Source organism: Pauljensenia sp. UMB3104 (assembly GCF_030217285.1).
Taxonomy (GTDB): Bacteria; Actinomycetota; Actinomycetes; order Actinomycetales; family Actinomycetaceae; genus Pauljensenia.
Window position 1 is genome coordinate 1 of sequence record NZ_JASONN010000178.1, and the last position, 309, is coordinate 309.

At 56.6% G+C, this 309-nt stretch carries 1 pseudogene; it reads right to left on the reverse strand.

Annotated elements, in window-relative coordinates:
• Positions 1–309, reverse strand: a pseudogene (locus tag QP415_RS11265) (EcoAI/FtnUII family type I restriction enzme subunit R); the annotation flags it as partial.

The window sequence follows — 309 nt, forward strand, 5'->3', positions numbered from 1 at the left end:
GGGATCTCGCCGTCATCTCCAGGCTCGGGCAAAGGCATGTCTATGCTGCCTGCTGGGTTACCGTCGAAATCCGGGTCGGCGAAGAGTCGGGTCGATCCACGGAAGTCCATGATCGTGAAGAACTCTTTGCCATGCTCAGGATCGAGCCGGGTGCCGCGTCCGACGATCTGTTTGAACTCCGTCATCGACCCAATGTTGGACTCCAAGACGATGAGCTTGATCGTTTTGACGTTGACGCCTGTGGTGAGCAGTTTCGATGTGGTCACCAGTGTCGGGTACTGCTCGTTGACGTCAGCGAAGTTATCGAGC